The sequence below is a fragment of the Streptomyces sp. PTL18 genome (assembly GCF_059510295.1).
In genome coordinates this window covers 106,461-128,563 of sequence record NZ_JCAJZO010000012.1, presented here as the reverse complement: position 1 = coordinate 128,563, position 22,103 = coordinate 106,461, and the positions used below count along the sequence as shown (strand labels likewise).

The 22,103-nt window shown below is 66.7% G+C and carries 14 protein-coding genes and 5 pseudogenes; 13 read left to right on the top strand and 6 right to left on the bottom strand.

What is annotated here, in order from left to right; all coding sequences use genetic code 11:
• Window positions 1–2 precede the first annotated feature (2 nt).
• From AC5WS8_RS23060 to AC5WS8_RS23040, 5 genes and pseudogenes are all read left to right on the top strand, one after another.
• On the top strand, window positions 3–587 hold the full coding sequence (locus AC5WS8_RS23060) for a suppressor of fused domain protein (protein ID WP_496105342.1): 585 nt from the start codon (window positions 3–5) through the stop codon (window positions 585–587).
• A 133-nt stretch (window positions 588–720) separates the two neighbouring features.
• Window positions 721–1,059, top strand: coding sequence for a hypothetical protein (locus AC5WS8_RS23055; protein ID WP_496105341.1), 339 nt, complete (start codon window positions 721–723; stop codon window positions 1,057–1,059).
• A gap of 343 nt (window positions 1,060–1,402) precedes the next feature.
• Window positions 1,403–12,475: a LamG-like jellyroll fold domain-containing protein gene (locus tag AC5WS8_RS23050; protein ID WP_496105340.1), complete on the top strand. Its 11,073-nt coding sequence runs from the start codon at window positions 1,403–1,405 to the stop codon at window positions 12,473–12,475.
• Between the two features lie 12 nt (window positions 12,476–12,487).
• Window positions 12,488–13,009: an SMI1/KNR4 family protein gene (locus AC5WS8_RS23045; RefSeq protein WP_496105339.1), complete on the top strand. Its 522-nt coding sequence runs from the start codon at window positions 12,488–12,490 to the stop codon at window positions 13,007–13,009.
• Between the two features lie 231 nt (window positions 13,010–13,240).
• Window positions 13,241–14,052, top strand: a pseudogene (locus AC5WS8_RS23040) (transposase family protein).
• An 81-nt stretch (window positions 14,053–14,133) separates the two neighbouring features.
• On the opposite strand, the gene AC5WS8_RS23035 reads toward AC5WS8_RS23040, so the two are convergent.
• Together AC5WS8_RS23035 and AC5WS8_RS23030 are read right to left on the bottom strand one after the other, a co-directional pair.
• On the bottom strand, window positions 14,134–14,601 hold the full coding sequence (locus AC5WS8_RS23035; protein ID WP_496105338.1) for a hypothetical protein: 468 nt from the start codon (window positions 14,599–14,601) through the stop codon (window positions 14,134–14,136).
• Window positions 14,602–14,691: 90 nt separating this feature from the next.
• A pseudogene (locus AC5WS8_RS23030) lies at window positions 14,692–15,270 on the bottom strand (transposase); the annotation flags it as partial.
• On the opposite strand from AC5WS8_RS23030, the pseudogene AC5WS8_RS23025 reads away from it, so the two are divergent.
• Window positions 15,230–15,472 (top strand): annotated as a pseudogene (locus AC5WS8_RS23025) (transposase); the annotation flags it as partial. The pseudogenes AC5WS8_RS23030 and AC5WS8_RS23025 sit on opposite strands and share 41 nt — an antisense overlap.
• A 177-nt stretch (window positions 15,473–15,649) precedes the next feature.
• Here the strand turns inward: AC5WS8_RS23025 and AC5WS8_RS23020 are convergent.
• Window positions 15,650–16,097: pseudogene (locus tag AC5WS8_RS23020) on the bottom strand (winged helix-turn-helix domain-containing protein); the annotation flags it as partial.
• Between the two features lie 333 nt (window positions 16,098–16,430).
• On the opposite strand from AC5WS8_RS23020, the gene AC5WS8_RS23015 reads away from it, so the two are divergent.
• From AC5WS8_RS23015 to AC5WS8_RS23000, 4 genes are all read left to right on the top strand, one after another.
• Window positions 16,431–16,838 carry a hypothetical protein gene (locus tag AC5WS8_RS23015; protein ID WP_496105337.1) on the top strand — a complete coding sequence of 136 codons (408 nt, stop codon included), beginning with the start codon at window positions 16,431–16,433 and terminating at the stop codon, window positions 16,836–16,838.
• Between the two features lie 13 nt (window positions 16,839–16,851).
• The gene (locus tag AC5WS8_RS23010) at window positions 16,852–17,217 is read left to right on the top strand and encodes a hypothetical protein (protein WP_496105336.1); all 366 of its coding nucleotides are present in this window, start codon (window positions 16,852–16,854) and stop codon (window positions 17,215–17,217) included.
• A 209-nt stretch (window positions 17,218–17,426) separates the two neighbouring features.
• A complete protein-coding gene (locus AC5WS8_RS23005; RefSeq protein ID WP_496105335.1) occupies window positions 17,427–17,924 on the top strand; it encodes a NucA/NucB deoxyribonuclease domain-containing protein in 498 nt (165 codons plus the stop codon).
• Between the two features lie 14 nt (window positions 17,925–17,938).
• Window positions 17,939–18,472 (top strand): SMI1/KNR4 family protein, encoded by a 534-nt coding sequence (locus AC5WS8_RS23000; protein WP_496105334.1) that lies wholly within the window; start codon window positions 17,939–17,941, stop codon window positions 18,470–18,472.
• Window positions 18,473–18,595: 123 nt separating this feature from the next.
• Here the strand turns inward: AC5WS8_RS23000 and AC5WS8_RS22995 are convergent, their stop codons facing one another.
• Window positions 18,596–19,147 (bottom strand): type II toxin-antitoxin system VapC family toxin, encoded by a 552-nt coding sequence (locus tag AC5WS8_RS22995; protein ID WP_496105333.1) that lies wholly within the window; start codon window positions 19,145–19,147, stop codon window positions 18,596–18,598.
• A 35-nt stretch (window positions 19,148–19,182) separates the two neighbouring features.
• On the opposite strand from AC5WS8_RS22995, the gene AC5WS8_RS22990 reads away from it, so the two are divergent.
• Window positions 19,183–20,313, top strand: a complete 1,131-nt coding sequence (locus AC5WS8_RS22990; protein WP_496105332.1) for an ISAs1 family transposase — start codon at window positions 19,183–19,185, stop codon at window positions 20,311–20,313.
• On the opposite strand, the gene AC5WS8_RS22985 is transcribed toward AC5WS8_RS22990, so the two are convergent.
• Window positions 20,298–20,426, bottom strand: coding sequence for a hypothetical protein (locus AC5WS8_RS22985; RefSeq protein ID WP_496105331.1), 129 nt, complete (start codon window positions 20,424–20,426; stop codon window positions 20,298–20,300). The two genes, AC5WS8_RS22990 and AC5WS8_RS22985, sit on opposite strands and share 16 nt — an antisense overlap.
• Entirely contained in the window at window positions 20,423–20,647 is a 225-nt protein-coding gene (locus tag AC5WS8_RS22980; protein WP_496105330.1) for a hypothetical protein, read from the bottom strand. The genes AC5WS8_RS22985 and AC5WS8_RS22980 overlap by 4 nt, the downstream gene beginning before the upstream one ends.
• Window positions 20,648–20,782: 135 nt before the next feature.
• Between AC5WS8_RS22980 and AC5WS8_RS22975 the strand changes: the two genes are divergently transcribed.
• Together AC5WS8_RS22975 and AC5WS8_RS22970 are read left to right on the top strand one after the other, a co-directional pair.
• Window positions 20,783–21,001, top strand: a complete 219-nt coding sequence (locus AC5WS8_RS22975) for a hypothetical protein (protein WP_496105329.1) — start codon at window positions 20,783–20,785, stop codon at window positions 20,999–21,001.
• Window positions 21,002–21,719: 718 nt separating this feature from the next.
• Window positions 21,720–22,103, top strand: a pseudogene (locus AC5WS8_RS22970) (transposase); the annotation flags it as partial.

Here is a 22,103-nt window from a genome sequence, read left to right as displayed (position 1 = left end):
CCATGGATTCTTTGATCGAAGGCCGCCAGGCGGCGCTCGACCGACACCTCCGGACCATGTGGCCGAGTGGCATCCACTCGGACGCGCGCTGGGAGGCGGGGCCCATCGAGAAGGAGATTCCAGGGTTTCATGTCCGCCGCATTCAGCCGACTGACGCGTCCGAGCCCTGGATGTACGTTTCGATGGGAGCGTCAGCCGCCGGTGAGGGATTCCACGAGTTCGCCCTGCTGTCCCCCTACGAGTTCCCCCGCCATGTCGAAACGGTGACCATGGTCGCGGACTGGCAGGCTGCGGGGCGCAACGCACACGTGGGTACGCTGCTGAGCATTGGGTGGCCGTGGATCCAGGGGAGCGAAGCGGATCAGCTGCTTGTCTCTGAGCTGTACGCATACCCTCCGGAATTCGGCACTTTCCAGGACGCAGGCCAGGAGATTTCAATTCTGTGGCTTGTTCCTGTCTATGCCAATGAGGCAGCCTATGTCCGTCGACGGGGTCAGGAGTCCCTGGAGGACAGGTTCGAGAGGAATGATGTCAACTTGCTGGACCCCCGGCGCGGATCCGTGCTGGGTACGGCAGAGATCTCGTGACCGGTCGTTCCGTAGGTGCCGAGTAGCGGCATAATGTGAAGAGCCCCGGCCTCTGCCGGGGCTCTTCGCTGTAATGAGCCTTTCCCAGTGACTTGTCGTCGCTCTGCACCATGCCACGCGTCCCTCGCTGTCGGTGACCACTATGGATTTGACGGCGTTCTGCCTGCTCTTCCCGGAGATGAAACCTGGGCAGTGCCATGGGCAAGCGAAGCCTGGGGCTCGGGAAGGCATCATCCGCGACGTCCCGGTCCGCGTCATCGACAGCGTCGCGCAATTGGTTCGGCAGGATCCCGATCTTCTCGATCTGCATCGCGCGGAGATCGCGCTCGCAGAGATCGCGCTCGCGCTCCGGCTCTGCGGCGCCGCCCGCACGGAGTCTGCCCGAGCGTGCGGCGTTCGGGACACGTCAGTGACCGACGGACGGCCCGGCCTGCCGCGCTCATGGACTGCGCGAGGCGGGCGCAGGCGATGAACGGGAGCTCGAGTTACCCGGTGACGGGTAACCGACCGGGCGCCGGCCCCACCCCCGCCGACCGCTGGGCCGGCGCGCCTCCGGTCAAGAACCTCCGTTACCTGTAAAGGAGTTATCAAGACCCAAAGGGACGAGCGAGCGCGAACCCGGGCAGGTTCATCCAGGACTGGTCAAGTCCGGGGCAAGATCATTCCTCTGATCTGTGCACGGCAGGTTCACAACAGGCAGGATCAGCGCGCTTCTTGTGCCCTTCTTGACCGTTGGAGTCGTTGCTGTGCGCGTTCGGTCGTTCCGCCGCGTCCATCCCGCTCGCCGTGCCCACCGAGTGCGCCGTCGCCTCGCTGTGCTGCTTCTCACGGCCCTGGCCCTGTCGTTGACGACGAATCAGGCCATGGCCGAGGGCATGGAGCTGGGCTCGGTCCAGATGCCGGAGCTCAGCCTCGGCTCCATGGCACGCTGGTTCACCGACCCGCACTGGGGCGACCTGCCGCGTCAGGAGTCCGGGACGGCCGCCGGGCACGCGCACCACGTGTCGGCGAAGGCCACCGAGGCGGGCCGGGGCGCCGGCCACGCACCCGGCAAGGGACGCGGTGAACTGGCCGCGTACCACCCGCACCAGCCGGCCATCAAGCAGGGCCGCAGCCGCAGCGGCAGCTTCAACGCCCGCACCAGCAAGCGCGACGCGGCCAAGTCCTCGCGCACCGCGACGGTCTACGACAACGCCGACGGCTCGATCACCCGCCAGATGCATCTGACACCGGTCAACTACCAGGTGCGCAAGGGTAGATGGGCGCCGATCGACGTGGACGTGCGGGCCGGCCCCGACGGCCGCTGGCACGAGAAGGCCAACTCCCTCGCCGTCGACTTCGGCGTCAGGGCCACCGACCCCGCCCTCGCCTCCCTCGCGACCGACTCCGCACACCGCGTCGCCTACGCCCTCAAGGGCGCCGCTCCCGTCGAGGGCACCGCACACGGCTCCACCGTCACCTACGCGGGCGTCCTCGGCGCCACCGACCTGAAGCTCGCCCCCACCGCCACCGGTGTGAAGGAGTCGGTCGTCCTGCACTCCGCGGACGCCGGCAACACCTGGACCTTCCCGCTGACCCTCAAGGGGCTCACCCCCGTCCAGCGCGACAACGGCTGGATCGACCTGACGGACTCCGCCGGCAAGACCGTCGAGCGCATCCCTCCGGCGTACGCCTACGACTCGAAGGTGAACCGCCGCTCCGGCGACCCGGCCACCACTCACGAGGTCACCACCGAGCTGGTCCACGACAAGGACGGCTACGCGCTGCGGGTCACCCTGGACAGCCGCTGGCTGCACGACGCGCACCGCGTCTTCCCGGTCACCGTCGACCCGACCGTGGACGACGGCTGGACCACCACCTACGCCGAGTCCGGATCCGGCAACAACGTCGACCACTCCTACGAGCAGACCATCAAGGTCGGCTCCTACGACTCCGGCACCCACGCGGCCAACAGCTTCGTCAACCACTGGGACACCGCCTGGGACGGCAGCAAGAACACCGTCACCGCCGCCAACCTGCACCTGTTCGACACCTGGGCCTCCACCTGCACGGCGGAACGTTTCGACGTCGCCCTCGTGACCAGTTCCTGGTCGCCCGAGTCCGTCACCAGCTACCCGGGGCCGTCCAAGGGCTCCTCGATCGGCAACGCCACCCCGAGCGTGCCCGACGCCTGCGCCAACACCGGCGCCGACCGCAGCGTCGGCGACTGGGTGACCGTCGCGCTGTCCACCTCGGCCATCCAGGGCTGGTTCAACGGCACCACCAACGACTACGGCCTGGCGGTCTACGCGTCGACGACGGACAACCTGCACTGGAAGCAGTTCGGCTCCTTCAACGACCCGAGCAAGGGCCCCTGGATCGAGGTCACCTACAACGGCAACACGGCGCCCCAGCTGTACGAGCAGTTCCCGAACGACAACGCGGTCGAGTACACCACCACGCCGGAGCTGACCGCGTGGGCGGGCGGCGCCAACTCCAGCAGCGGCAGCAGCAACCAGTACCTCTTCCAGGTCTTCGACTCCACCGGCACCAAGGTCGCCGACTCCGGCCTGGTCTCCACGGGTGACTGGACGGTCCCCGCCGGGAAGCTGGCTTGGGGCAAGACCTACACCTGGGCCGTCCAGGCGTACGACTCCGCCACCAACCTCTACTCCACGGCCACCCCGTACGCGATGTCCGTCGAGGTGCCGCAGCGCGTGATCACCTCGGGCCTGTCGCAGAACAGCAGCGACCACGGCTTCGACGCGGCCATCGGCAACTACACCACGTCCGACACCGACGCCTCGATCTCCACCGTCGGCCCGTCCCTGGACGTGCAGCGCGACTACAACTCCCGCGACCCGCGCTGGGCGGGCGCGTTCGGCTCCGGCTGGTCGAGCATCTTCGACTCCAGGGCCACCGAGCAGTACAACGCCTCCGGCGCGGTCACCAGTGTCTACGTCACCTACCCCGACGGCTCCGAGGTCGGCTACGGCAAGAACAGCGACGGCACCTTCACACCCGGCAACGGCCGCTTCGCCACGTTCAAGTCGGTCACCGGCGGCTACACGCTGACCGACAAGGACGACACCGTCTACACCTTCACCCAGTCCCTGGGCTCCGGCGCCTACGGCCTGACCTCGGTCACCGACGCCAACGGGCGGTCGGTGAACCTCACCTGGGCCGGCGGCCTCGTCACCAAGATGACGTCCGCGGTCTCGGGCCGTTCGCTCAACCTCACCTGGTCCACGCCCACCGGCGCCCAGGCCGCCCACGTGGCGACCGTGGTCACCGACCCCGTCACACCCGGCGACTCCTCCACCGTGCAGACGTGGACCTACGGCTACAGCGGCGACCAGCTGACGAAGGTCTGCTCGCCGGTGTCCACCACCAAGTGCACCACGTACGGCTACACCAGCGGCTCCGGCTACCGCAACGCCGCGCTCGACCTGGACCCGCACACCTTCTGGCCGCTGTCGGAGTCCTCGGGCACCACGGCCAAGGACAGCGTCCTGGCCAACGAGGGCACCACCGACGCCACCTACGAGAACGTCACCCTGGGACAGCCCGGCCCGCTGACCGGCTCCTCGGCGACGGCGGCCGGCTTCAACGGCACCACCTCCGACATCTCCCTGCCGAAGAACCTCGGCAACGACACCGACTCCGGTGCGCTCTCCCTGTGGTTCAAGACCTCCCAGGGGCCCGGCGTCATCTACTCCTACGCCTCCCAGCCCGTCAGCTCCGGCCAGGCCGCCGGCTTCTACACGCCGTCCATCTACGTAGGCACCGACGGCAAGCTGAACGCCGAGTTCTGGTACAGCGGCGGCGTCAACCCGATCGTGTCCTCCGCCTCGGTCGCCGACGGCAGGTGGCACCACGTGGTGCTGTCCGCAGCGGGCAACTCCCAGAGCCTGTACCTGGACAACACCAAGGTCGGCTCGCGCACCGGTTCCGTCTCCATCAAGAGCGCCACCGCCTTCGGCAAGAACCAGTCGTTCAACTACCTCGGCACCGGCTTCCTCGGCGGCAGCTGGCCCGACGAGCCGCACTACTCCACCTCCTCCGGCTCCGGCTACCCCACCTACTTCAACGGCTCCATCGCGGACGCCGCCTGGTACAGCCGCCCGCTGCAGGCCGCCGACGTCAGCGAGCTGTACAAGTACGGCACGCACAGCACCAGCCTGCTGACCTCCATCACGCGCCCGTCCGGCAAGACGTTCGCGGCGATGACGTACGACTCGGCCACCACCCTCACCCAGCTCACCGACGAGAACGGTGGCGTGTGGAAGCCGGGCGCCCCCACGGTCACCGGCTCCAGCAACACCTACCGCGGCGCGGTGCTGGGCGCCGCCCCGAACCAGTACTTCCGCTTCGGTGAGACGGCCGGCGCCTCCCAGGCGCTGAACGAGGTGCGCGGCGGCACCGGTACCTACAACGCGGTCACCCTCGGCGCCGCGGGACCGTTCAGCGACCACACCACGGCCTCCTTCAACGGCAGCACCTCCTACGTGAGCCTGCCGGGCGGCGCCGTGCCCGGCTCCGGCGCCGAATCGGTCGGTCTGTGGTTCAAGACCACGACCGCGGGCGGCGTGCTGCTCGGAGCCTCCCGCGACCCGCTGAGCTCGGGGACGACTCCCGGCAACTACACGCCACTGCTGTACGTCGGCAGCAGCGGCAAGCTGTACGGCGAGTTCTGGTTCTCCGGCGGCACCACCAAGCCCCTCGCCTCCTCCGCCGCCGTCACCGACGGCAAGTGGCACCACGTGGTGCTGTCGTCGTCGGCCTCCAGCCAGTCGCTGTACCTCGACGACACACTGGTCGGCACCCAGAGCGGCACCGCCGCCATGAACAACCAGCCGTACCTCTCCGTCGGCGCGGGCTTCATCGGCGGCTACTGGCCCGACGAGACCCACCACAACACCTCGGACAACACCGGCTACGCGACGTTCTTCAACGGCTCGATCGCCGAGGCGGCCGTCTACCGGTCCGACCTGTCCGCGGGCGACGTCAACGAGCAGTTCCAGGCGGCGAAGAACTCCACCGGCCTGCTGCCCGTCGAGACGGTCAGGGTCACCACACCGACCAACGCGACGCTCACCTACACCTACGACGTCACCCACGGCAACCGCGCCCTGACCGAGACCGACGCCCTCGGCAACAGGACCAGCTTCGGCTACGACACGGCCGGTTTCGAACACACCGTGACCGACCCCAACGGCGCCATGACCGTCACCGGCCATGACGTGCGCGGCAACATCGTCTCCTCGACGACCTGCCAGGACCAGGCCGCGAACAAGTGCAACACCGAGTACTACACGTACTACCCGGACGACACCACGGCCCAGCTGACCACCGCCGACCCGCGCAACGACCAGCTGCTGACCGCACGTGACGGCCGCTCCTCGTCCGCCACCGACAACACCTACCTGACCTCGTACACCTACGACTCGGCCGGCAACCAGACCGCCGTCACCGGCCCCGCAGTCCCCGGCTTCCCCAGCGGTCGCACCACCACCACGGTCTACAGCGACGGAACCAGCACCTACCCGTCCGCCGACGGCGGTGTGGTGCCCAAGGGCCTGCCGGTGAAGACCATCAGCCCCGGCGGCGCGGTCAACCAGGTCTCCTACTTCTCGAACGGCGACGTGGCCTCCACCACCGACGCCATCGGCCTGGTCACCCAGTACACCTACGACGGGCTCGGCCAGGTCACCAGCCAGAAGAGCATCTCCGACACCTACCCCGACGGTCTGACCACCACCTACCAGTACGACGCGGCCGGACAGGTGACCGAGGAGCACGACCCGCAGCTCACCGACCGCGTCACCGGCGCCACCCACTCCGCCGTCACCACCACCGTCTTCGACGACGACGGCAACGTCACCTCGCAGACCGTCTCCGACGGCAGCGGCGGCGACCAGGCCCGCACCAAGACCTGGACGTACGACGACTACGACCACGTGGCGACCGAGTCCGACGCCAACGTCGCGGCGGGCGCCTCCTACGGCAACACCACGACGTACTCGTACGACACCTCCGGCAACAAGACCAAGGAGGTCTCGAGCGCGGGCAACGAGATCGACTACACGTACGACGCCGAGGGCCACCTGCTCACCCAGGGCCTGATGTACAAGGGCGACCCGGTCAATCCCCAGACGCCGTCCTTGCTGATCGAGTCCTCGCGCGCCTACGACCCGTCCGGACGCCTCGCCTCGGTGACCGACGCCATGGGCAGCACCACGTCGTACACCTACACCGACGACGGCCTGCTCGCGACGGCGACCAAGAAGAACGCCGACGGCTCCAGCAGCTACGTCCTGGAGTCCAACACCTACGACGCCGCCGGCAACCTGATCTCCAAGACGACGGACAACGGCGAGAACGTCACCGACTACACCGTCGACGCGGCCGCCCGCACCACCTCCACCACCATCGACCCGACCGGCGTGGACCGCGTCACCTCGGTCTCGTACACGCCGGACGACCAGGTCGCCAGCCAGAACGACCACGACTCCTCGGGCTACGACCGCACCGTCACCAGCACCTACGACGACATGGGCAACCTGCTCAGCGAAACGCTGTACGGGGACGCCTCCGGTCACCCCGCGGGCTGGTGGAAGCTGAACCAGACCTCCGGCACCAACGTCACCGACTCCTCCGGCACCGGCAACACCGCGCAGGCCACCGGCGTCACCTGGAGCGACAACGCGGCGAACTTCGCGGAGACCTCCGGCCAGCAGATCGCCACCAACGGACCGGTGCTCGACACCACCTCGTCGTACACCGTCTCGGCGTGGGTGAAGATGAGCTCGCTGCCGACCCACAACGCCACGGTCGTGGCGCAGACCGGCACCACCAACAGCGCGTTCATGCTCCAGTACAACTACGCGCACACCAGCGCCCCGCTGTGGAGCATGGAGCAGACGAGCAAGGACGCCTCGGGCCCGTCGTTCCCGGCGGCGTACTCCACCGCAGCGCCGACCAGCGGAGACTGGACGCACCTGGTGGGTGTCTACGACTCCACCACCGGGGCCATCAAGCTGTACGTCAACGGCGCCCTGGCCGGCAGCGGCAGCAACACCACCCCGTGGAGCGCCACCGGCCCGCTCACCATCGGCCAGGCCAAGTACGCGGGCAGCGCCACCGACCTGCTGCCCGGCGCCGTCTCCGACGTGCAGGTCTACCAGCGCGCCCTGTCCGCCTCCGACGTCTCCTCCCTGTACGGCAAGGGCCGCACCGGCGGCACGGTCGGCTCGTCCGACGAGCAGACGACGAAGTGGACGTACGACAAGCGCGGCCTGCCGACGTCCATGACGGACGCCGAGCAGAACACCACCACCTACCAGTACGACGAGTCCGGCAACCTCGTGGTGACGACCGCACCGGCCGTGCAGGCGGAGGCGGACGGGACCAACCCGGTCACCGTCCACCCGGTCACCACCTCCGGCTTCAACACCTTCGGTGAGGCCGTCGAGGAACAGGACCCCAACGGCCTGACCACGACGACGGCGTACGACGCGGTCGGCAACAAGGTCTCCGAGACCCTGCCGCCGTACACCCCCGCCGGCGCCTCGACGCCGAACGCGGGCACCACGGTGTGGACGTACGACAGCGAGGGCAACCAGACGTCGGTGACGACGCCGGGTGGCCGGACCACGTCGTACCTGTACGACCAGATGGGCAACGTCGCCCGGATCACCGAACCGGACGGCACCACCACGCATGCGACGTACGACGCGGCCGGTGACGAGCTGTCGGCGACGGACGGCACGGGCGCGCAGACCCAGGCGACGTACGACTTCCTGGGCCGCCAGGTGACCCAGAGCACGCTGGAGCGCTACCCGTCGACGAAGACGCTGACGACCACGAACTCCTACGCGGTCACGTCCGGCAACCCCTACGGCGCGCACCTGGCGTCGACCACCACACCCGGTGGTGTGCAGATGTCCTACGGCTACAACCGGGCCGGCGACATCACCTCGGTGACGGACGGGGCGGGCAACACCACCCAGTACACGTACGACTTCGAGGGCAACCGGCAGAAGACGATCCTGCCGGACGGCACCTCGTCGGAGACGGACTACAACGCCTCCGGCGCCCCGGTGCAGAGCACCCAGTACGACGCGAACAACAACGTGCTGGCCCAGACGTCGCAGAGCTACGACGGCAACGGCAACGTCATCTCCGCGACGGACGCCAACGGCCACACCAGCCACTTCACGTACGACGCGGCGGGCACGCTCACGCAGGAGATCCAGCCGGTCGACGCGTCCACGTCGATCACGACGTCGTTCGGCTACGACGCGGCGGGCCGGCGGACCCGGTTCACCGACGGTCGCGGCAACTCCTGGCGCTACACCTACACGCCGTGGGGCCAGCAGGAGAAGGTGACCGAGCCGACGACGGCGAAGTACACCTCGGCGGCGGACTCCACCACGACGTACGCGTACGACGCGGACGGGCAGCTCACGAACGTGACCCAGCCGGGCGGCGTGACGACGTCCATGACGTACGACACGCTGGGCCAGCTGACCCAGATGTCGGGCACCGGCGCGGACGCCGCGACGGCCACCCGCAGCTTCACCTACGACGCGGACGGCCGGGTGCTGACCGCGGACACCACCGAAGCCGGCACCACCGGCGCGGCGGACCACCAGGCGGCCACGCACGACGCCTTCACCTACGACGACCGCGGTGACCTGCTCACCACGTCCGGCTCGGCGGGCTCGTCCAGCTTCTCGTACAACGACGACGGCCAGGTGCTCTCCCGCACGGACGCGGCAGGCACGACGAACTACGGCTACGACTCGGCGGGCCGTCTGGCCTCCCTGGACGACGCGGCCACGGGCACGCACCTGACGTACGGGTACGGGGTGCTGAACGAGCTGAAGTCGATCAAGTACGGATCGACGGGCCAGACCCGCACGTTCACCTACGACAGCGCCCACCAGCTGACGGGCGACACCCTGGTCCAGGGCGCCTCCACGCTGGCGAGCTTCTCCTACGGCTACGACAAGAACGGCAACCTGACGTCGAAGACGACGACGGGTGTCTCGGGCGCGTCGGCGAACACCTACACCTACGACTGGGCGAACCGCCTGACGTCGTGGAACGACGGCACGACGACCACGCAGTACGCGTACGACGCCTCCGGCAACCGCATCCGCAACGGCGCGAACGTGTACACGTACGACGAGCGCGACCAGCTGACGTCGGACGGAGTGAACTCCTACGACTACTCGGCGCGCGGCACGATGACGCAGCAGTCGTCGGCGAGCGGCACGATGGCGTTCAAGGCGGACGCGTTCGGCAACCAGATCGTGGCGGGCACACAGTCCTACACCCTGGATGCGACCGGCCGGAACATCACCGACACGGACACCACGACCGGGTCGCCGCGCACCTTCCAGTACTCGGGCGCGGGCAACACGATCGCCTCGGACGGTGACAACACCTACAGCTACGACCCCTCGGGCGGCCTGATCGGCATCAAGCCGACCGGCGGCACCGGCGTCCTGGCCCTGACGGACCAGCACAACGACGTGGTGGGCACGTTCACCTCGGGCGCGACGGGGCTGGCGGGTTCGGTGTCGTACGACCCGCTGGGCAAGGTGGTCTCGCCGACGAACACGATCGCCGGGCACCTGGGCTTCCAGTCCGGCTGGACCGAGCCCGGCACGGGTGACGTGGGCACGGCGTCGCGCTGGTACGACCCGGGCACGGGCGAGTTCCGGAACAAGGACAGCTTCTCGCCGAACCCGGTGCCGAACTCGGCCGCCGCGAACCCGTTCGCCTACGTCGCGGACAACCCGATGGAGGGCACGGACCCATCCGGTCACTGTTCCTGGTGGACCGGGTCGTGCGAGGTGCAGGCGGTCAAGCACGTGGCGAGCAAGGCCAAGAGTGCCTGGCACGCGGCGAAGAAGGCGGCGACCCACCTGTACCACCGGGCGCGTCAGGCGGTGCACCACGCGGTGAGCGCGGTCAAGCACGCGGCGCACCGGTTCGTGCAGCACGTGCGGGATGTGTACCGGGCGACGGTGCGCTACACGCGGCGGATCTATCACTACGCCGCACGGCATGTCAGACGCTGGTATCGCCATGTGGTGCATGCGGTGCACTCGGCCTATCACCGGGTCTCGAGTGTGGTGCACCGGGCGTGGCGGGCGGCCAAGCACTACGCGCACGAAGCGGTGAGCGTGGTGAAGAAGGCGGCGCACAAGGTCGCCTCGGTGGCCAGGACGGCTTACCACGCGACGGTGTCGGCCGTGAAGACGGCGGCGACGTACGTCAAGCACCACGCGGCGGCGATCACGTCGTTCGTGGTCTCCACGGCGGTGTTCGCGGGCTGTGAGGCGGCCACGTGGGGTGTGGGCACGATCGGTTGCGCGGCGCTGGCGGGCGCGGCCGGCTCCCTGGTGGAGCAGGGCTTCAAGTGCGCGCAGAACGGCGGCGGCGACTGCAGCGTGGGTGCGTTCGCGGGCTCGGCGATCGAGGGCGCGGCCACGGGTGCGCTGGGCGGCGCGATGGGCGAGCTGGGCGGCAAGCTGCTGGCCAAGGTCGCGCCGAAGGCGATGAGCGTGGTGGGCGGCCTGTTCGGCAAGGGGGCAACCGAGGCGGCTGATTCAGCGACGGCGGATGCCACGGACGAGGCGGCTGCGACGGCGGAGTCGCAGGGGGCCGGGACCAAGGCTCAGTCGCATTCGGACGAGCCGGGTGGGTCGGCCGAGGAAGAACGGCCGAGTGGATCGCGCCAGAAATGTGAGGACGAGCCCCACAGCTTCACCGGCTCGACCCGGGTCCTGATGGCGGACGGCACGACGAAGGCCATCGACCAGGTGAAGGTCGGTGACACGATTGCCAACTCGGTGCCGGGTGTGGCGGGCACGGAGGCCCACAAGGTCACCGCGGTCATCGTCACCCACACTGACCACGACTTCGTGGACCTGACGATCAAGGCATCGGCCGAATCCGGTGCCCAGCAGGCGGTCAAGGACGGGACGAAGACCGGTCTGAAGGCCGGGGCGAAGTCCCTGGCGAAGAAGGCGGCCCGCAAGGCGGCCTTCGGCCTGGCGGCCTCGGCGGCGGTGCTGGGCGCACTGGCGGCGGGCCACGGCCACACCGACCAGTCGGCAACGGCACCGGTGGCAGCGGTCAGCCCGGTCGCGGCGGCGCAGCACGCCAAGGTGGACACGGGTGAGAAGGACGCGCAGGGCGCGCACCTGACGACGACCTTCCACCACCCGTTCTACGACGAGACCCGGTCGGCGTTCGTCCAGGCCAAGGACCTGAAGGCCGGCGACGTCCTCCAGACCCCGACCGGCACGGCCCAGGTCACCGGTGTCCGCCTCTACCACGCCCACACCACGACCTACGACCTCACCATCGGCACCCTCCACACGTACTATGTGGAGGCCGGGGACACACCGGTTCTGGTCCACAACTGCGATGTCTACGAACATGGCAATGCTGTCCGCTATCACGCCTTGGACGACGACGGCAGAGCCACTGGGGTCTCTGCGACAATCACGAAATCCATGCTGCGTAAGGGGACGCCGGCGAACAAGGCAATCGACCCTTCGGGTTGGAGCGGCAACGGGAGCCTCTACAACGAGGCGCGGGGTCACTTGCTCGCAGACAAGTTGGGCGGTAGCGGAGATCTGGAGGAAAACCTCGTCACTCTCACTCAGGACCCCATCAATACTCCCATCATGAGGGATGAGGTGGAGAAACAAGTGGCCGATGCAGTCGACGCTGGTGAGACGATCCAATACAACGTCAGGGCGATCTATGACCGAGCCGGTGACGTTGCCCCTATCAGGTTGGAAATCAGAGCTTACGGAAACCGTGGGTTCAAACTTGAAAGGGATCTCCCCAACCCGGCTGGAATGTTCCACATAGATGAATGACGGTAGGAAGTCATGTTCGATACGCAGAGGTTTCGGGAAGTAGTGGAACCGGCCGCGCGGCCCGCGGTCGAGATTCCGTGGAACCAGGTCGAGGCCGATCTTGGTCACGAGCTTCCATCCGACTACAAGTGGCTTGTGGAGAATTACGGTCCCGGTACGATCGATGGGTTCCTTGAAGTTCTGCAACCCGTCACCAAATTCGCGCCCATTCGACTGCAATCCCGAGTTGCTCGATCGCGGGAGATCTTGCATACTTATATTGACCACGGGGAAGTGATCCCGGCAGATCCGAGCGAGTTGGTTGCGGTTGCGGTGACGGATAACGGCGACACCGTGTACTGGGTGGCCAGACCGCAACGTGCCCCTGACAGATGGACGATCGCACTGAATTCTGCAAGGAATGACGTGTGGGAATTCTTCGATGGTGGTATTGTTTCATTCCTGACGGCGACATTGACGCGAGAAGTTACTTTTTCGTCATTCCCGAGGAACTTCCCGGAGCGCATCCCGGCCACCTTTACCGCGCACGCCTGAGTTTGTTTTCTTCGGTTTGTCCCTCTTCTGCTGTCAAGGCCCACGGGGGCACAGGTGCTGTAAGTAGTTGCTACTGACGTTTTCTCAGCGAAATGATCTACGCGAGGCTGGGTGAACCGCCTCATGCGTGAGCAGGTCGGAGGAGCCGGACCCGGCTAAGAACAGACGTAAAGCCCCTGGTAGGACAGGTCTCACCACAAGATCATGTCCGTAACCACCAGAGGCTTCACGTTGGTCACCTATGTTGCCACGCTCGACGTCCCCCGCCACGTCGTGGAGTACCTGTCCCGTCTCCTGGCCGCCCACCGGCGGCACATCGGCACTCCGCGCGGCAGCCGCGCGCTCGGCCCGTTCCGCCAGGCCGTGCTGGTGCTGCGCTGGTTCCGCGAGCGCTGCTGCGTGCACTGCCTGGCCCGCGACGCCGGCGTCTCTCAGGCCACCGGATACCGCTACCTACACGAAGGCATCGACGTCCTGGCCGCCCAGGCCCCCGACCTGCACGAGGTCCTCGACCGCTGCCGGCGCGAGGGCATGACCCACGTGATCCTCGACGGCACGCTCATCGAAACAGACCGTCTCGCCGGTGTCCGCGACAACGGCAACGACCTGTGGTTCAGCCAGAAACACAAGGCATTCGGCGGCAACGTGCAGTTCCTGGCCGCCCCCGACGGCACCCCGCTGTGGATCTCCGATGTCGAGCCCGGCTCCACGCCCGACATCACCGCGGCCCGCATCCACGCCCTGCCCGCGCTGTACAAGGCAGCGGGCAACGGGCTGCCCACGCTGGCCGACAAGGGCTACATCGGCGCCGGAATCGGCATCCTCGTCCCGGTCCGCCGCCCGAAGGGCCAGTCCGAGCAAGCTCTGCACCCCAACACGCGAACCACGAACAGCCTGATCAGGGGCATCCGAGCCCTCGGCGAACGCGCCGCAGCCGAACTCAAGCAGCGCTGGCGAACGTTGCAGCGCGCGTCACCATCAGCCCCAGCCGGATCGGCGGTATCGCCCGCGCCGCCCTCGTCCTCAACGGAATCTGGAAGTGATCACCGCTGAGAAAACGTCACTGAACTTGAAAGGGTGATGTCGGGCTGGACGGCTGCACTTGGTTCCTGCTGAGATCTGAGTCAGATGTGGGCTCTGATCTGCTTCACCGGGTGCCCGAGTGTGTCGCCGATAGTGGCCATTTCCTCATCGCCGAACCAGTCACGTTCGGGGTTCCAGACGGCGATCTCGAAGCGGGCGAAGCCGCACGGCCAGTCGTAGTCCAACACGTCCAACGACGTGGCGGCGCCGCAGCAGGGCACTTCCACGGCCAAGGTGGCGAAGCCGTCCTCACAGTGGCTTTCCAGCAGGTCGGCGTACCACTCGGTGTCGATCGAGGCACCGCAGTGCGGGCAGCCGATCCGTTCGAGGTTGTCGCCGCAGTCGATGGGGGTGAGGGTGTCGTGCCAGGTGACATCGATCTCGACCTCCGCGCCATCGGGCAGGCCGGGAGCCAGGTCCGCGGCGAGTGCGGCAGTCCGCTCGGCCGCCGCCCGGTCGGGCTGCCATTGGGGATCGGTCGGAATGATCGACAGGACATCGTCGCTCATGGGCTCACTACTCAATTCGTCGGGCACAAGCGTTCGGCGGGGTGCCGTGATCGTAGGGCCACGTGGCAGGCCGACCGTTCCCTGGGTTCGTTACTCGTGGAAGGCAAGGCCAGTGCCGGCGAGGCAGCCGTCGACTATGTCCGGTCGGTACTGGATCTGCTTGAGCCTGCGCTTGACGGCCTTGGTGATCTGGGCGAGGTCGGCCGCGGCGAGGTTGCCGACCTCTCGCTTGACCAGCGACCAGATGCCTTCTTACGGGTTGAGGTCAGGTGCATATGCGGGCAGTTGGAAGATGGTGAGCCAGTGCACGTTCGCGGCGGCCCACTCCTTCATCCCGGCGGTCAGGTGCAGGCGCACGTTGTCCCACACGAGCACGATCGGGCCGCCGAGCTGGATGCGGGCTCGAACGAGCAGGTCTCGCAGATCGCGCCAGCCGAAGCCCTTCAGCTCGTCTTTGCGGCCGTGGTACTCGCGGACGGCGTAGATCAGCCGCGACCGTTCCCCTCGCCTGTAGCAGACAATGCCCGCCATCGAGACCCGTCCGGATCCCCGGCCGCGGACCCGCACCACCGGAGTGCGGCCGACCCGGCCCCAGGTCCTGGCACGCGGCGGCGTCATCGACTGCCCGGCCTCGCTGGAGCTGGCACTCGCCGCCATCGACCTACTCGCCTGGACTCAAACGCTGCTGCTGGAAGGCGAGTTGGCCACCGCCGAGCCGAAGAAGCTCCGCTACCGGCTCCTGCACGCAGCTGCCCGCATCACCCGGGGCGGCCGCCGCCTCCACCTGCGCATCTCCGCAACCTGGCCCTGGCGAAACGAGCTGACCAGCGCATTCGTACGCCTCACGGCCCTGCCCCGGCCAGCCACCTAAACCATGACACCGCCCCTGCCCGCCCACGACCCGAGGAACCCTGGAGCACCCGACCCGCGCGTCGGCCCACGGCCATGCCCGCCGACAACGAGCAATCGAAACCACCACTGCACACCCGCGCAGACCGGCTCAGCCGCTCGAAGCGAAACAGGCAGGCTAGACCTCCTTCTTCCACAGCTCGACGGCTTCGTCATCGCGCTCGATCGCCCGCCGAGCTGGCTGCTGCCATGACCAGCCGTGCCGCTTCAGTAACCGCCAGGTGCCCTCCACCGTGTACGAGACATGGAAGAGGCGGCCGATCAGGGTCTTCACCCGCGCCAGCGTCCACCGCTGATCTGCCCAGCCGTGGGCCAGCGGTCCCCGCTCCAACTCACATTCCAGCTTGTCGACCTGGGCCGCGCTGAGCTTGGACCGTCCAGGCGAGCCTGCGGACAGCAGTCCCAACTCGCCCTGCTCCCGCCAAGCCCGGCGCCATCGCTCAACCGACCGCTCACTGACCCACAGCGCGGCCGCGACCTTCCCGGTTCTTCTCCCCGCGTTCGAAGCGTTCCACGGCCTGCAGCCTGACCCGCTCCCGGGCGGCCCTCCCCGCGGCGGTCAACCCGCCGCCCTGCGCGTATCTCACGCCCAGATGGCCATCAGCGCTGATCAGCACCCGTCAGGCAAATCGACCCGACATCACCCGTTCAAGTTCAGTAGCGATTGCAAAAAGCGGCCCCGTCAGGCGTGTCCGGCGGGGCCGCTGCATTGGAATGCCGCAGCGGTAACCAGGACGCCCTCCAGCGCACTTCGGGGGACGCCGACGGACCATTGATTTCTCCCTCACCTGTGAAAACGCAGGCAGGAACGGCCCGCCTTCCACACGTACTATGTGGAGGCTGGCGCCACACCGGTTCTGGTCCACAACTGCAATGTTGCGGTCCAGAACGAGTTGGGCCAGATGCGTCAGGACATGGGAATGGATTCTGTTGCGCAGGAAGACGCGGACGTCGCGGCCGGCGTGAAGGGCGCCAAGAAGAACACTCTTGGGAAGATGGTCTTCGACGGCGACCGGGAAGCCGTGTACGGACAGAACGGTAAACTTCCGCGCCCGGTCCCGTTCCCGGGTAAAGGCTACCGGATGACGGCCACCTCGTACGAGGATCATGCCGAAGGAGATATGGTTACACAGGCTCTGGATCGCGGGTACTCCGGAGGAAATGCAAAGATATACACAGACCGAGTCACCTGCCGGTTCTGTCGGAACTCCATGGCCGGTTATGTCGAACAACTAGACCTGGACACACTCGAGGTCTACGACCCTCTCGGTCATGTCGGTACGTACATTCGGAGTGTGGGGAAGTTCGTTCTCGCTCCTGGAAGGTAAGACAATGTCCAATGTGGTGACCGTCGAGGTTTGGAACCCCTCGTACCAACACACAAAGGTTGGTCTGTCGAACCTGCCTGAGGTTTATGGAGCACTTCCGAAGAACGTGTCCATGGGTCTGACGTTGGATGACGGGGAGGACGACTGTGTCATTGTGACTGTGGAACCAGATTTCTCCACGGTCACGATGCTCCGGGATCGGACGTTCTATAACCTTCAAATCTCTGAGGCCACCGAGGACGTAGAAATCGACGTCGCCGGAGAGGAGATCACCTGGCCGAAGGGATGCCTACTCCCACGGCCTATGGGGTTCCAGGTCCTCTTGGAAGCCGGAGACCGGGAAGCGGTGTGGAATAGGTATACCTGGGTCGAACAGTGAGCATTCCGGTCTCACGGGTCGATGTCGGGGAATGGTTAGTGGAAATCCGTAGGCATTGAAGCGAGGCCCTCCCGAACTTCTCGGGAGGGCCTCGTGTTGTTTGACGCGCGGCAACCGGGACGCACTCCAGCGCACATCGACCGACGCCGACGGACCATTGATTCCTCCCGCACCTGCGAAAACGCGAGCAGGAACGGCCCGCCTTCCACATGTACTATGTGGAGGATGGCAGCACACCAGTCCTCGTCCACAACTGTGGCACTGGTTACAACTCAGCCGGGAAGCCGTGCGGGTGCGGGGCTCCGCGAATTTTCGCCGTTGATTCCGCCGGCGAGGCCACCGCTATGCCGGTCCACGAGATTGACACAGCAAGGTTCCCGGATGTGGCTGACAATTTCGACAATGCGATCGGAAATGGTGAGAGCCCGATCGTGAACCGTATGGCGGGCAGAGCTAAGATCAGGGCGAACCGTAATGCCGCGCAAGCGGGACAGCCGCGCCCCAACAGCTTGGGCACCGATGCCAATGGTGGTGCGTTGTCTTGGGAGGAGTATCCGTTCGCGTCAACAACCCAAGGTGGTTCCGGTGCAACCCTGAGGCTGATCAATCGTACGCAGAACACAACGCATGGACGAGAATCTCTGTGGCCGTTCCTCCGGGATAACGGAGTAAACGACGGAGACCCGTACTATCTGCGGACCAAATAAGGATTTGGCGAAAGATGCTGGATGTCGAACTTGAACGATTGACTGCCCGTCTTGACAGTTTGGGCAGGCCCGTCGTCGCATGGATGCTGCCGGGGGTGGACATGGATCATGTCTCATCGGTCCTTGGCGAGCCTGTTCCGGATTCTGTTGCGCGATGGTTCCGCTGGTGCAACGGCATTGCCAGCGTGGAAGGTCAACTTCAGGACGATGTCAACGCTATCCCGGGCTACAACCCACTTTCCATCGAAGAAGGCGCTCGCATGATGGCCTCCTACACTGGTGATCCGGTGCTGGGGGACCACTGGGTGCCACTCCTCGGAGGTGCAGGCGGCGACCTCTATGCTGCCGTCTGGACCCCTGGAGAAGAGGCAGTGGTTGCCGGAGTTTTGATCGGGGAACCGACTGAGGTCGAGTTCTCGACGATCGAGCAGATGGTGATGTTCTTCAACCGCTGCTTCGACAGCGGAGCCTTTTTCGTGAACGAAGAGGGGCGATTGGCCATGTCTCCGGATCAATACGACGAGATCTACGCGCGCACTGTTGGATAGAGATCCACCTCTGTCGTAGATCGAAGAAAGCACAGGGCCGGCGCCGCTGAGGCGACGGCCCTGTGTGTTGGTGTCAGCAATAAGGGCGATGATGTAGATCTCACCCGAGGATCACCCACGACCTCACCTTCTGCGAACTCCACACGTACTATGTGGAGGCTGGCGCCACACCGGTTCTGGTCCATAACAACAACGGAAGTATTCCCGGTGCCTGCCCCTGGCCAAGTGTTCCGGCTGGCAAGACATCGGTGTGAATGCCGGGAGGTGACTCGGACGCACCACGCTGAAGTGGCGGCGGTCCAGGGTGGCGATGTTGACCGCCCGGTACTTCTCGGCGACCGCCACAACGAAGGCGTCGGCGGTGCCCAGGGGCAGGCTCGCGTACTGCTCGACCAGGTCAGCGGCCCGGCTGACCTCGGAGGACGTCACGGGCACCAGTTCGTACACGCCGTCCGCGACGTCGCGAAGGAAATCGGCCTCGGCCGTGGCCCCGGCGCGACTGGCGAGCATGTAACCGATCTCGGTCAGCAGTGGGGCGGGCAGTAGAAGCGGGCCGGGGAAGTTCTGGAGCATGTCGACGCCAGGGCCCCGGCGTTTGCCCGGCTCATCCGGACTTGGGTCGTTGATGTCGGCGGCGAGCCCCGGAAGCAGACGAACACGACCCCTGTGGATCATGGAGTTCTCTACGCTTCAAGATCCACGAAGGTGTCGTGTTCGTCCGGTCATCATCCCCCATCGCTGCTCCCGCTTGCCCCGCGCCCCGTCTGCAGGCCCTGCGTGAGGGCACAGCGCGGGATCAAGTCCGCAGCCTGGTCGCCGAGTTCGAGTCGCTCACCGATCCGCGCGGAGCCAGCGGGGTGTGCTACCGGCTCTCCTCCCTGCTGGCCCTGGTGATCTGCGCGATGACACCCGTGGGCCACGACTCGATCACCGCGGCAGCGGAGTGGTGCCAGCGTGCGGCCCCTGAGGAACTGGCCGCCTTCGGCCTGCCCTACCACCCGCTCCTGGGCCGCTACCGGGTGCCGAGCGAAAAAACCCTGCGCAGCGTGCTGGGGCGCCTGGATCCGGCCGAGCTCAGCGCGGCCGGGTTCGCCTACCTGACGTCCCTGCTCCCCGGCGAGCCCGCAACTCCGGCGCCGCTGATGCCCGACGGTGGCCCGGAGCGCGAACAGCGCCGGGCCCACCAGGCTGCCGCCCAGGCCGCTCCGGTGCGCCGCAGGCGCCGGGCGATCGCGGTGGACGGCAAGTGCCTGCGTGGCGCACGACGCCCTGACGGCAGCCGGGTCTTCGTGCTGTCCGCGGTCCGCCACGGCGACGGCATCACCCTCGCCTCGCGTGAGATCGGCGCGAAGACGAACGAAATCCCCGAGTTCCAGCCCCTGCTCGACCAGGTCGACGACAGTGACCTCGCCGGAGCGGTCATCACCGCCGATGCTCTCCACGCCCAGCACTCCCACGCCACCTACCTGCGCGAACGCGGCGCCCACTACCTCCTCACGATCAAGAACAACCAGCGCGGTCAGGCCCGCCAGCTCCACCGGCTGCCCTGGAAGGAGGTCCCCGTGATCCACCGTGACGACGCGCGCGGCCACGGCCGTCACGAGCAGCGCCGCTGGGCTCGCGGGCACTGGACCGTGGAGAACACCGTCCACTGGGTGCGTGATGTCGTCTTCGCAGAGGACAAGTCCCAGGTCAGGACCCACAATACGCCCGCCGTGCTCGCTGCCGTCCGCGACCTGATCCGCGGCGCGCTCAAGCTCGCCGGGTACGTCAACACCGCCGCCGGACGCCGAGCCCACACGGAACGCCACCGCGTCCTCGCCCTCTACGGCATCACATGATCAACCGGGACATCCGAGGCAAACGCCGGGGCCCTGATGTCGACGCACTGCAGGTGGTAGTCGTCCTTGCGGTTGGCGGCTGCCACCACGGGGCCGGTATCGATGACGATCACGCGCTCCGAGGCTCCCCACTGGTCCAGGCGTCCCGGACGACCTCCTTGGAGCGGGCCGCGAGGTCGGGTTCGCCGTCGAAGACGCCAGTCGTGCGGAATCGGCGGCGGGGGCGCTCGCCGCGCTCCACCTCCGCCCACTGCCGCAGCAGCTCTATGGCGTCGGGCAGCCGGCCCTCCGGCACCGCGTCGAGCAGCCGGTGTGCTTCCTCGCGTACGGTCATGCGCTCAGTGTAAGGTCCGGAGCCCCCTGCAGCCCAGGAGCTGCCGGACCACCCCGCCTTTGCATAGAGGTCTACACCTCTGACGGCAGCGTCGCCCGAGTTTGGAACCGGGAGACGGGGGAGTTCGAAGAGTGGGTGGCAACTCATCTGGCCGAAATGCCCGCCGAGATTAAGGATAATCTGAATGGTGCTCGGTGCATATTCGGCGACGGGGATGTTGAGGCGTCAATCGTGGGCGCACTGGAGGGAGGCAAGCATGACCTGCTCGGCATCGCTTCGAGTACGCGCATCTGTCCCAGTTGCTATGACGCAATAAAAGGCGTTCCTGGCATGGTGGAAACCATGGTTGGGTGAGGTACCCAGCAGCTGCCAAAATTCACGCAATGGCGTACTGCGATAAACAGGAGATTCTGGGACGGGACGTGAGCTGTCGAATCCGACTCCAGAGCTTGTGCAAGCGTGCGTTGGGGGATCTTCCTGCTGGCGGTACCCGAGGGCTGTTTCAATCAACGGCCGTGTGAGAGGACTGGACTGTGATCTGTGACGTATGCGGACACCGGATGCGGCGGTTGTCGATAACGTCGAACCAGCACCAGGACGAGGAGTGGTTGTGCTCCTGGTGTTATGCGGTAACCGTCGTTGGGTCCGGCTCGCAGGAGGTATCACGGCTGGCATACATGCCGATGAACTTGCGCTGGCAACGGGCAGTTGCCGAAGGACTGCCCGCTGACATCTCTCATGCGTACGGGTACTTCAGCGCGACCCTTTGCGGAATCCGTCGAGATGGCATGTCTCCTTCGCCGTACCCGTGGATTCCAGGATGGGACGATGCGTGCCAAGCCTGCAAGGACGCTGCTGTCGTCATCGACCAGCGCTGGCCGTTGGAAATGCGGGAGGGGAACCGCCTGCAGATAACGCCTCCGTCCGGTCCGGAGCGGCCGCCCTTTTAAACCTCGCGCTTTCACGTGGCAGGGCGTCCGGTGGGTGATCAGAAACGCGGAGAGTGCTCCTGAACTGCAACGATGGGACTTGTCTAGGGTCCGGGTCGTCGCATGAAAGAAGCACTCTCCAGGTGAAGAAGCGTATCGGGTCCTACCCGCGTGTCCGTACTGAAGGTGGTGGTCGCGGGGTGGTCTCCCAGGCCGGCGGGGTGCTGCTGGTGGAGACGATCCGCGAAACCGGCTTGGAGCAGGCGATATCGGCGGCATTGACGCCGTGGCGCAAGCCGCGGACGGTGCATGATCCGGGCAAGGTCCTGCTGGACATAGCCCTCGCGGTCGCACTGGGCGGAGACTGCCTGGCAGACGTGGGCATGCTGCGGGCCGAGCCCGCGGTGTTCGGGCCGGTGGCCTCCGATCCGACGGTGTCCCGGCTGATCGACACGCTGGCTGCGAGCGGGAAGCGCGCGCTGACCGCACTGCGGCAGGCCCGCGCTCAAGTCCGCGAACATATATGG

Coding starts and splice junctions, on each gene's coding strand:
- AC5WS8_RS23060 (WP_496105342.1), top strand. CDS start 3: ATGGATTCTTTGATCGAAGGCCGCCAGGCGGCGCTCGACCGACACCTC.
- AC5WS8_RS23045 (WP_496105339.1), top strand. CDS start 12,488: ATGTTCGATACGCAGAGGTTTCGGGAAGTAGTGGAACCGGCCGCGCGG.
- AC5WS8_RS23035 (WP_496105338.1), bottom strand. CDS start 14,601: ATGAGCGACGATGTCCTGTCGATCATTCCGACCGATCCCCAATGGCAG.
- AC5WS8_RS23015 (WP_496105337.1), top strand. CDS start 16,431: ATGGATTCTGTTGCGCAGGAAGACGCGGACGTCGCGGCCGGCGTGAAG.
- AC5WS8_RS23005 (WP_496105335.1), top strand. CDS start 17,427: ATGTACTATGTGGAGGATGGCAGCACACCAGTCCTCGTCCACAACTGT.
- AC5WS8_RS23000 (WP_496105334.1), top strand. CDS start 17,939: ATGCTGGATGTCGAACTTGAACGATTGACTGCCCGTCTTGACAGTTTG.
- AC5WS8_RS22995 (WP_496105333.1), bottom strand. CDS start 19,147: ATGATCCACAGGGGTCGTGTTCGTCTGCTTCCGGGGCTCGCCGCCGAC.
- AC5WS8_RS22980 (WP_496105330.1), bottom strand. CDS start 20,647: ATGACCGTACGCGAGGAAGCACACCGGCTGCTCGACGCGGTGCCGGAG.